Source organism: Zetaproteobacteria bacterium (assembly GCA_003696765.1).
Classification (GTDB): Bacteria; Pseudomonadota; Zetaproteobacteria; order Mariprofundales; family J009; genus RFFX01.
Window position 1 is genome coordinate 1 of record RFFX01000014.1, and the last position, 9,599, is coordinate 9,599.

The window sequence follows — 9,599 nt, forward strand, 5'->3', positions numbered from 1 at the left end:
CCAGCCGCAGCCGCCCCCGCCCCTCCGCCAGGGCCAGAAGGGCATCGACCCGCCCGGGCGCCCCTCCCCCGGAGGCGAGGGCGTCGACTTCCATGCGAGGGATCCGCACAGGCATCCGCACCATCCCCGCGGCGGTGGTCAGCTCCAGGTCGATCCTGCTCTCCTCCGCCTCCATCCGGTCGATCCTCCAGGAGAGGCCGGCTGGCATCGGCACCGCCCGCATCCGTCCCCTGCCGGAACGCTTCGCCACGGGCCATCGCCCCCGCCAATGGAACCTCCCACCGCGCAACGCCACCCTGGAAAGGCGCAATCGCCGCCCATCCCCATGCCACGCCAGCCCGACATCGATCCGCTCCAACCGCTGCAGCGCCCCACCCAGCCGCAGCCGCACCTCCCGCAGCGCGAGCTCCCCCTCCACATCCGCACGCTCCGGCGCATCCCACGCCACCCGCCAACGCAACCGGCCGTCCACGGCCGCGGTGCCGGCTTCTTGCCTCCGCACCCTTCCCGCCAGGCGCATCAGGCGCCCTGCATCTAGGCCGTGCACCACCGCCTCGCCCGCCCCGCGGGAGGGATCCACCTCCCCGCTCAGCTCCACCGTGCCTCCGGCGAACCCCGCACGCCACCGTCGCATGCGCCAGAGCGCCCCCCGGCGCAACAGCGAACCGTCCAGCCGTAGGGTCAGCGGACGGGCGAGGCGGCGGTGGCGCAGGATGAACTCCACCCCGGAGAGGTCGATCCGCTCGGGCAGGGCCAGATCCGTCTCCGACCCCGATCCGAGGGCAAACCGCTCCGGCTCCAGCGTCACCCGCCCCCCCTGCAGGACGAGACGGCGGATCCGCACCTCCCCACCCCACAGGGTGTCGGGGTCGACCAGGATGGTCACGCCGCTCCCGGCAAGTTCCACTCCCGCACCGCGCCAATCGACGCCGCGCAGCGCCAACCGGCCGGCTGCGGCATCGAGCTCAACCCGGCGGTAGTGCAGCTGCGGCACGGTGCGCGCGATCAGCGCCGCCGCCACCCGCTCCTGCTCCCGCCAGAGGAGCCCCAAGCCCAGTGCCGCAACCAGCAGCACAACCGACACCGGCCACAACCACCGCCTGCCCATTCCGGCAATCGTGCGGCCTGCGGGTTGGTCGCGCAACCAATCATCTGCTATCCTCGCCCGGTGGCGCCACCACCATCCCGGATCCCCCTCCTCCAACCGTTGCGGGTCGTGCTCCACCCCCTGCGCGATGCCGCACGTGACCTGCTGCCAATTATCGCGGTCATCCTCTTCTTCCAGGTGGTGGTGCTGCATCAGCCGCTCGACCAGCTGCGCGCCATGGTCGAGGGGGGGATCATGGTCCTGGTCGGCCTGGCCCTGTTCGTGCGCGGGCTGGAGATCGGCATGTTCCCCCTGGGCGAGATGATGGCCCGCGCCTTCGCCGAGAAGGGCAGCTCCTTCTGGCTGCTCGCCTTCGCCTTCCTGCTCGGCTTCTGCACCACCATCGCCGAGCCGGCGCTGATCGCGGTCGCCGGCAAGGCGGCGGAGATCGCCGCCGATCAGCGGATGATCGCCCACCACCGGGCGGCGATCGACGGCTATGCCCTCCAGTTGCGGCTGGTGGTGGCACTCTCGGTCGGCTGCGCCATCGTCCTCGGTGTGCTGCGCATCGTGGTCGACTGGCCGATCCACTACTGCATCCTCTCCGGCTACGGCGTGGTGCTGCTGCTGACCATCTTCGCCCCGCCGCAGATCATCGGCATCGCCTACGACGCCGGAGGGGTGACCACCTCGACCATCACCGTGCCGCTGGTGACCGCGCTGGGCATCGGCCTGGCCGCCTCCCTGCACGGGCGCAACCCGCTGATCGACGGCTTCGGCCTGATCGCCTTCGCCTCGTTGCTGCCCATCGCCTTCGTGCTGCTCTTCGGGATCGTCACCGCATGACCTCCGTCATGTTCCATCGGGTACTGCTGGAGACGCTGCGCGACGTCGCGCCGATCCTGCTGCTGCTGGTCGGCTTCCAGCTCTTCGTCCTGCGCCGGCCGATCATCCATCGGTGGCGTGTGATCCGCGGCTTCCTCTACGTCCTGATCGGCCTGACCCTCTTTCTGCTCGGGCTGGAGCAGGCCATCTTCCCGCTCGGGGCGTTGATGGCCGAACAACTGACCGCCGATATCGACCCCGCCACCGCCGGAGCATGGGGCCGCATGGGCCGGGTCTATCTGTTCGCCTTCGCCATCGGGCTGGCCACCACGCTGGCCGAACCGGCACTGGTCGCCGTCTCCATGCGGGCGGAGCGGGTTTCGGGTGGGACGATCTCCGCCTTCGGGCTGCGCCTGGCGGTGGCCTCGGGCGTCGCCGTCGGGGTCGCCATCGGCTGTTTCCGCATCGTCAGCGGTACCCCGTTGTGGATCTACATGCTCAGCGCCTATGCATTGGTGATGCTCCTCACCGTACGCACGCCGCACGCCATCATCCCGCTGGCCTACGACCTCGGCGGTGTCACCACCTCCACCGTCACCGTGCCGCTGCTCGCCGCGCTCGGCATCGGCCTGGCCGAATCGATCCCCGGCCGAAGCCCGCTGATCGACGGCTTCGGCCTGGTGGCGTTTGCCAGCATCTTTCCGATCATTACCGTTCTGCTCTACGCCATCGTCGGCCGCCGGATGCGGTAATATCATCCGGCTGCGCAACACCACGTTTCGGAGGCAACCCATGAGACGAGGATCCCGCCATCACCGCAGCGCCCTGCTGATCGTACTGCCGGGTGCACTGCTGCTGGCATCCTGCGCCACCACCCAGCCACAAACCAAGGCGCAACAGGGAGGGCTCACCGGTGCGGCCATCGGCGCCATCGCCGGCAGCATCATCGGCTATCAGGGCGACCACTCGGGCGGCGCGCTGCGCGGCGCACTGGCAGGCGCGGCCATCGGCGGCGCGCTGGGGGCGGGGGTCGGCGCCTACATGGACAAACAGCAGGCGGAGTTCGAACGGCGCCTGGCCGAGGAGCGGCGGGCACACCGCATCGAGGTGGAGCGGCTGCGCAACGAAAACCTGAAGATCACCATGAACAGCGAAGTCTCCTTCGACTTCGACTCGGCCGAGCTCAAGCCCGCCTTCCGCGCCACGCTCGACAAGGTGGCCGACATCCTCGCCCGCTACCCCCGCACCACCATCCGCATCACCGGCCACACCGACAACATCGGTTCTGCGGCCTACAACCTCGAGCTCTCACGCCGTCGGGCCGAGAGCGTCGCCTGGTACCTGGAGGACCACGGCGTCGATCGGCGGCGCATCCACACCGAGGGGCGGGGCGAATCGCAGCCGCGTGCCGACAACCGCACCGAAGCCGGCCGCCAGCTCAACCGACGCGTCGAGATCCTCATCGCCCCCGACGACTCCTTCCGCAAGGGTTGAGCGCCACCGCCGCCGGAGGCTTCGCATGAGCTATGTCGTCCTCGCCCGCCGCTGGCGCCCGCGCCGCTTCGCCGACCTGGTCGGTCAGCAGGTGGTGGCGCGCACACTGAAGAATGCCATTGCCGACGCCCGCCGCGCCCACGCCTACCTGCTGACCGGCATCCGCGGCGTGGGCAAGACCACCATCGCCCGCATCATGGCGATGGCCGTCAACTGCACCCGGCCGCAGCAGGGCGAGCCCTGCGGCGAGTGCAGCCACTGCCGGGCGATCACCGACGGCTCGGCGCTGGATGTGGTGGAGATGGACGCGGCCAGCCACACCGGTGTCGACGACATCCGCGATCTGATCGCCGCGGTGCGCTATCCGCCGACCTCGATGGCGGCCAAGGTCTACATCATCGACGAGGCGCACATGCTCTCCAACAGCGCCTTCAACGCCCTGCTCAAGACGCTGGAGGAGCCGCCGGAGCACGCCCTCTTCATCCTGGCCACCACCGAGGCCGACCGGCTGCCGGTCACCGTCCGCTCGCGCTGCCAACGCTTCGACCTGGCGCGGCTGTCGGTGGAGGAGATCCGCGCTCATCTGCGGCGGGTGCTCGAGGCCGAGGGGGTGGAGGAGGTTGAGGAGGGGGCGCTCACGCTGCTGGCCCGCGCCGCCGACGGCAGCCTGCGCGACGCGCTCTCGCTGACCGAGAGGGTCGTCGCACTGGAGCGGCGACGGATCGGCCGCGACGTCGTGATCCAGGCGTTGGGGCTGATCGGTGACGACAGTGCCCGCCGGCTGGCCGATCCGGTGCTCGCCGGCGATGCGGAGCAGGCGGTCGCCACCCTGCGCACGCTGGTCCGGCAAGGGGGGACGGCGCGCAAGCTGCTCGAAGCGTTGACCGCCCTCTTCCATCGGATCGCCTGCCTGCAGCTATCCCCGGTGTTGATCGAGGAGGAGTCCGATCCCGAGATGGTTGCATGGCTGCGCCGTCAGGCCGACTGCTGGTCGCCGATGGCCGTCGACACCCGTTACCAGATCGCCCTCCATGGCCTGCAGTCGCTCGACTGGATCGACGAACAGACCGGGGTGGAGATGGTGTTGATACGGTTGGCCCGGCTCAACCTGCTGCAACCGCCCGAGGCGCCCCCTCCCGCCGCCCCACCCTCCGCGCCGCCGGAGCGGAGGGAGGACGGTGAAGGGGAAGGCACGCATGACACCATTTCCCCTGTGGCGGAGCGGGGTGGGGGTAGCGCCCCATCATCTTCCTGCGCCCCCGCCGCCTCACCGACCGACATCGCGTTTCCTGCAGAGGGGGGCGGATGGGCGCGGAGCTGGGCGGAGGCGATCGCCGCCTACCAGCAGGAGCAGCCGGCGCAGGCCGCCGTTCTGGAGCATGTCCGCTGCCGCCGCTTCGACGACCAGGGAGTGGTGCTGCTGCTCAACGAGCTGCAGGAGCGCGCGATCGGCATCACACAACGGCGCCGCTTCCAGGAGTGGCTGGGGCGCACGGTGGAGTGGCGCCGGGACGACGGAAGCGGCGCGGAAATCGAGACGCTGTCGCAAACGCGCAAGCGTCAGGCGGCGGAGGAGCAGACGCGGTTGCGCCGCCAGGCGGAGGAGGATCCACACATCCGGCGGTTGATGGCGGAGCTCGACTGCACGTTGATCGACGTGCTGCCCCCCGGCGCCGCCCCCGCCGAAGAGCAGGCCGATCCCGCTCCGGCGGAGGAACGCTCCCCCTCCACCCGCTAGCATCCGCCGCCACCACCGACGGCAACCGGAGCCCCTCCGGGCCGAAGCGGAGTCGATGATGACCACGGACCACCCCATCCCGACGGGAGCGCGGAACCGATGCACGCCTCCCCCTTTCACCGCCCGAACCCTGCGCCGCTGCAAACGCGAGGGGCGCCCGCTCTGCTGGCTCACCGCCTACGACGCCACCCAAGCGCGTATCGCCGAGGAGGCCGGTGTCGATGTGCTCCTGGTGGGCGATTCGGTCGGCATGGTCAGCCTGGGCTTCTCCTCCACCATCCCGGTGACGCTGGAGATGATCTGCCACCACGCCGCGGCGGTGGTGCGCGGCCGCCGCTCCGCCTGGGTGGTGGCCGACCTCCCCTTCGGCAGTTACCAGCGATCGCCGCAGCAGGCGCTGGAGAGCGCCGTGCGGGTGGTGCAGCATAGCGGCTGCGATGCAGTCAAGCTGGAGGGCGGCGCGGTGATGGTCGAAACCGTCCGCTTCCTGAGCGAGCGGGGCATCGCGGTGGTCGGCCATCTCGGGCTGCTGCCGCAATCGATCGCCCGTATCGGCGGCTACCGGCGGCAGGCGACCGAGGCACAGGAGGCCCGGGCGCTGTTGCACGATGCCCGGGCACTGTGCGAGGCCGGTGCGCTGGCGCTCGTGCTGGAGTCGATCCCCGCAGAACTGGCGGCCCGGGTCACCGGGGAGGTGGCCGTCCCGACCATCGGTATCGGCGCAGGCGGCGGCTGTGACGGCCAGGTGCTGGTCTGGCACGATCTGCTGGGGCTCTCCGATCATCCCCCCCCATTCGCGCCGGCCTATGCCGAAGTCGGGGCGACCGCCCGGCGGGCGATCGCCGACTGGTGCGCCGACGTGCGCGCCCGGCGTTTCCCGTGCGGCTGATCCGAGAGGCCGCTCGGCTGGAGGAGGCGCTTGCGCCGCTGCGGGCGGCAGGCAGGCTGGCCTTCGTCCCGACCATGGGGGCGCTGCACGACGGCCATATGGCGCTGATCGAGGCCGCCCGCCGCCGGGCCGACCGGGTGGTCGTCTCCATCTACGTCAACCCGCGGCAGTTCGGACCCAACGAGGATTTCGACCGCTATCCGCGCATGCTCGATCGGGACCGTGCCCGCTGCGCGGCCGCCGGCGTCGATCTGCTCTTCGCCCCACAGACGCTCTACCCCGACGACGGGCCGAAGGTGACCCTCACCGTCGATCCCGAACTCAGCGGTACCCTCTGCGGAGCCTCCCGGCCGGGCCATTTCGACGGCGTGGCGACCGTGGTGGCCATCCTCTTCCATCTGGTCCGCCCCGATCTGGCCCTCTTCGGCGAGAAGGACTGGCAACAACTACTGATCATCCGCCGGATGTGCGCCGATCTCCACTTCCCCATCCGCATCGAATCGGTGCCCACCGTGCGCGAAGCCGACGGGCTGGCGATGAGCAGCCGCAACCGCAACCTCTCTCCCGCCGGGCGGCGGCTGGCCGCGGAACTCCCGCGGGTACTGTACTGGCTGCAGAATCGGGCGGCCGAGGAGGCTGGCGACTGCCGCGCGTGGGAAGCGGAGGCGGCCGACCGTCTCACGCGGGCGGGAATCGCGGTGGAGTATCTGACCATCCGCGACGGGGCGTCGTTACGCCGGGTGCATCGGATCGACCAGAACAGCCGGCTCTTCGCCGCCGTCAGGATCGACGGCGTGCGGCTGATCGACAACCTTCCACTGCGCCCCGCAGGGGTGGAGAGGGCGTGACGGCCCCATGCGAAGCCGGCATCCGCGACCGGGAGGGTTGCGAACACCGAAGCTTGCGCATGCAAGCAACGGATTTGTGAGGGAATCGAAGAGCGCGCTCTTCCGCCTGCACATAGGGACGACGGCGGGTGAAGGCACATGGACGGCCGCCGCAGGAAATCGGAGCGAACATGAGAACGGAACGCGATTCGATGGGCACGATGGAGGTGCCGGATGAGGCGCTCTACGGCGCGCAGACCGCCCGGGCGCTGGCCAACTTCCCGGTCTCCGGCATCCGTTTCGGCCGCGACTTCATCCGGGCGCTGGGCGAGATCAAGCGGGCGGCGGCACGGATCAACGCCGGCCGGCTCGGGGAGAGCCGCAGCCGGGCGATCGTCACCGCCTGCGACGAGGTGATCGAAGGGGCGCTCGACGACCACTTCGTGCTCGACATCTTCCAGACCGGCTCGGGCACCTCGACCAACATGAACGCCAACGAGGTGATCGCCAACCGGGCGATGCAGCTTGCGCCGGGGTGCGCCGTCCACCCCAACGACCACGTCAACATGGGGCAATCCTCCAACGACGTCATCCCAAGCGCGATCCACATCGCAGCGGCCGAGCTCGCCTTCCACCGGCTGATGCCGGCGCTGGAACGGCTGGAAGAGGCCATCGCCGAGCGCGCCGCCGCCTTCGCCGATGTGGTCAAGATCGGCCGCACCCACCTGATGGACGCCACCCCGATCACCCTGGGGCAGGAGCTCTCCGGCTGGGCGCGGCAGGTGGCGTTGGCCCGGCAGCGGCTGGAGGGGGTCCGCCCCAGAATCTGCGAGCTGGCCCAGGGCGGAACGGCGGTCGGCACCGGGTTGAACAGCACCGAGGGGTTCGGCGCGGCGATCGCCGACGAGCTGGCCGCGCGCTACCGCCTCCCCTTCACCGAAGCGGAGAACCACTTCGAGGCGCAGGCGGCGCAGGATGCCGCCGTCGAGCTCTCCGGCCAGTTGCGCACCATCGCCGCCTCGCTGATGAAGATCGCCAACGATGTCCGGCTGCTCAACGCCGGCCCGCGCTGCGGCATCGGCGAGATCCGGGTGCCGGCGGTCCAGCCCGGATCGTCGATCATGCCGGGCAAGGTCAATCCGGTGATGGCCGAGTCGCTGGCCATGGTCTGCGCCCAGGTGATGGGCAACGACGCCACCATCGGCATCGCCGGCGCATCGGGGCTGCTCGATCTCAATGTCATGCTGCCGGTGATTGCACACAACCTGCTTCAATCCCTGGATATTCTCGCATCCTCCTGCCGGCTGTTCGCCGATCGCTGCATCGCCGGAATGGAGGCGAACCGCGAACGCTGCCGGGAGCAGGTGGAGTGGAGCATGGCGATGGTCACCGCCCTGGCACCGGTAATCGGCTACGACAGCGCCGCCGAACTGGCTAAGGAGGCGGTACGCGAAGGCAAAACGGTGCGCGAGCTCTGCAGGGAGCGCGCAATCCTGCCCGAGGCAGAGCTCGAACGGCTGCTCGACCCGCGGGCCATGCTCCACCCCCGCCGGGAGGAGGGTTGACACGGGGTGGGGCATCTCCCCTATAGTTCGCCGCGTTGTCGTTCGGGGTCGGAATCGGATCTGCAAGGTTACCGGTCGGAGGGTCTGGAGCCTTGTGAGCGGGCGTTCCGACATGACACTCCGGTGCGTCGCGGAACGGGTTGCGATGTGTCGATCTCTTCGTTTCGAAAAAGTTCTGCATGGGGAGGTTCTTTGTATCCATGAACAAGGCTGATTTGATCAATACTGTGGCCGCAGAGGGCGGTTTTTCCCGGGCGGAGGCGGCCAGGGCCGTGGATGAGGTCATCTCGGGCATCACCGGCGCGCTGAGCAGCGGGGATTCGGTTTCGCTGGTCGGCTTCGGCTCCTTCGTCGTCACCGAGCGTGGTGCCCGCACCGCCCGCAACCCGCGCACCGGCGAGCGCATCGAGGTGGGGCCCTCCCGCGGGGTTCGCTTCCGCCCCGGTAAGACCTTGAAAGAGGCCGTCCAGGAGTAGAGGGCAACGCTGTTCCGAGGGTGGCGCGCGCCCCCTGACGGCGATCGCTTCCCGGCCTCCCCCTGCGTGCGGCAGGTCGGTCCATCCTCCGCCGATCCCGCCGTGCCGGCAGCGGGCGCTTAGCTCAGCCGGGAGAGCGACGGCCTTACAAGCCGTAGGTCGCAGGTTCGATCCCTGCAGCGCCCACCATCGTCCTCTCTGTGCGCCGCGGCAGGGCATTTGTCATTTGTGGTCCAGGCAGGAGGCGGACGGCTCGTTCCGGCCACGGATTCGAGCCGCCGCCCCAAGGCCATGATGGTTTCGCAAGAGGCCGTCGTAACAGAACGTGGAGCGGTAGTTCAGTCGGTTAGAATGCCGGCCTGTCACGCCGGAGGTCGCGGGTTCGAGTCCCGTCCGCTCCGCCATACAACATTCCACCAACAATCCGTGAAGCCCGAAACGCCCGGCGCCCGCCCCGCCGGGCGTTTTCGTTCGTTCGTGACGATTTCGCCGACAACGAATATCGTGGCGTTGGCGTGCCGCGATGATGGGTTCTTGGAAACCATCAGTGATGACGACTTCGCAAGAAGCCGGCATCGCGGCCAGGCGGTCGCGCAAATCCGGAGCTTGCGCATGCAACCGACGATTTTGTAAGGGGATCGAAGACCGCGCCCTTCGATTCCCGTCGAGCAAAAAGTCCACGGACGGACTTTTTGTGA

General features: G+C 69.5%; 9 protein-coding genes and 2 tRNA genes. 10 read left to right on the top strand and 1 reads right to left on the bottom strand.

The features are described 5' to 3' along the window. The coding region (locus tag D6682_01735; protein RMH52499.1) for a hypothetical protein at window positions 1–1,084 on the bottom strand (1,084 nt) is incomplete at its 3' end. A gap of 105 nt (window positions 1,085–1,189) precedes the next feature. Between D6682_01735 and D6682_01740 the strand changes: the two genes are divergently transcribed. From D6682_01740 to D6682_01785, 10 genes are all read left to right on the top strand, one after another. After that, window positions 1,190–1,933 carry a DUF1538 domain-containing protein gene (locus D6682_01740; protein RMH52505.1) on the top strand — a complete coding sequence of 248 codons (744 nt, stop codon included), beginning with the start codon at window positions 1,190–1,192 and terminating at the stop codon, window positions 1,931–1,933. Next, entirely contained in the window at window positions 1,930–2,664 is a 735-nt protein-coding gene (locus D6682_01745; GenBank protein RMH52500.1) for a DUF1538 domain-containing protein, read from the top strand. The genes D6682_01740 and D6682_01745 overlap by 4 nt, the downstream gene beginning before the upstream one ends. Window positions 2,665–2,704: 40 nt before the next feature. Continuing rightward, a complete protein-coding gene (locus D6682_01750) occupies window positions 2,705–3,406 on the top strand; it encodes an OmpA family protein (protein ID RMH52501.1) in 702 nt (233 codons plus the stop codon). Between the two features lie 25 nt (window positions 3,407–3,431). Next, window positions 3,432–5,144: a DNA polymerase III subunit gamma/tau gene (dnaX, locus tag D6682_01755; GenBank protein RMH52502.1), complete on the top strand. Its 1,713-nt coding sequence runs from the start codon at window positions 3,432–3,434 to the stop codon at window positions 5,142–5,144. 58 nt (window positions 5,145–5,202) lie between these two features. Then, window positions 5,203–6,033 carry a 3-methyl-2-oxobutanoate hydroxymethyltransferase gene (panB, locus tag D6682_01760; GenBank protein RMH52503.1) on the top strand — a complete coding sequence of 277 codons (831 nt, stop codon included), beginning with the start codon at window positions 5,203–5,205 and terminating at the stop codon, window positions 6,031–6,033. Next, window positions 6,024–6,881, top strand: a complete 858-nt coding sequence (locus tag D6682_01765) for a pantoate--beta-alanine ligase (GenBank protein RMH52506.1) — start codon at window positions 6,024–6,026, stop codon at window positions 6,879–6,881. Before panB ends, D6682_01765 begins: the two co-directional genes overlap by 10 nt. A gap of 170 nt (window positions 6,882–7,051) precedes the next feature. Continuing rightward, window positions 7,052–8,425, top strand: coding sequence for a class II fumarate hydratase (locus D6682_01770; GenBank protein RMH52504.1), 1,374 nt, complete (start codon window positions 7,052–7,054; stop codon window positions 8,423–8,425). A gap of 200 nt (window positions 8,426–8,625) precedes the next feature. Then, window positions 8,626–8,901 (top strand): HU family DNA-binding protein, encoded by a 276-nt coding sequence (locus D6682_01775; protein RMH52507.1) that lies wholly within the window; start codon window positions 8,626–8,628, stop codon window positions 8,899–8,901. 113 nt (window positions 8,902–9,014) lie between these two features. Then, window positions 9,015–9,090: transfer RNA gene (locus D6682_01780), tRNA-Val, on the top strand. A 138-nt stretch (window positions 9,091–9,228) separates the two neighbouring features. Continuing rightward, window positions 9,229–9,305: transfer RNA gene (locus D6682_01785), tRNA-Asp, on the top strand. Window positions 9,306–9,599: the final 294 nt, after the last annotated feature.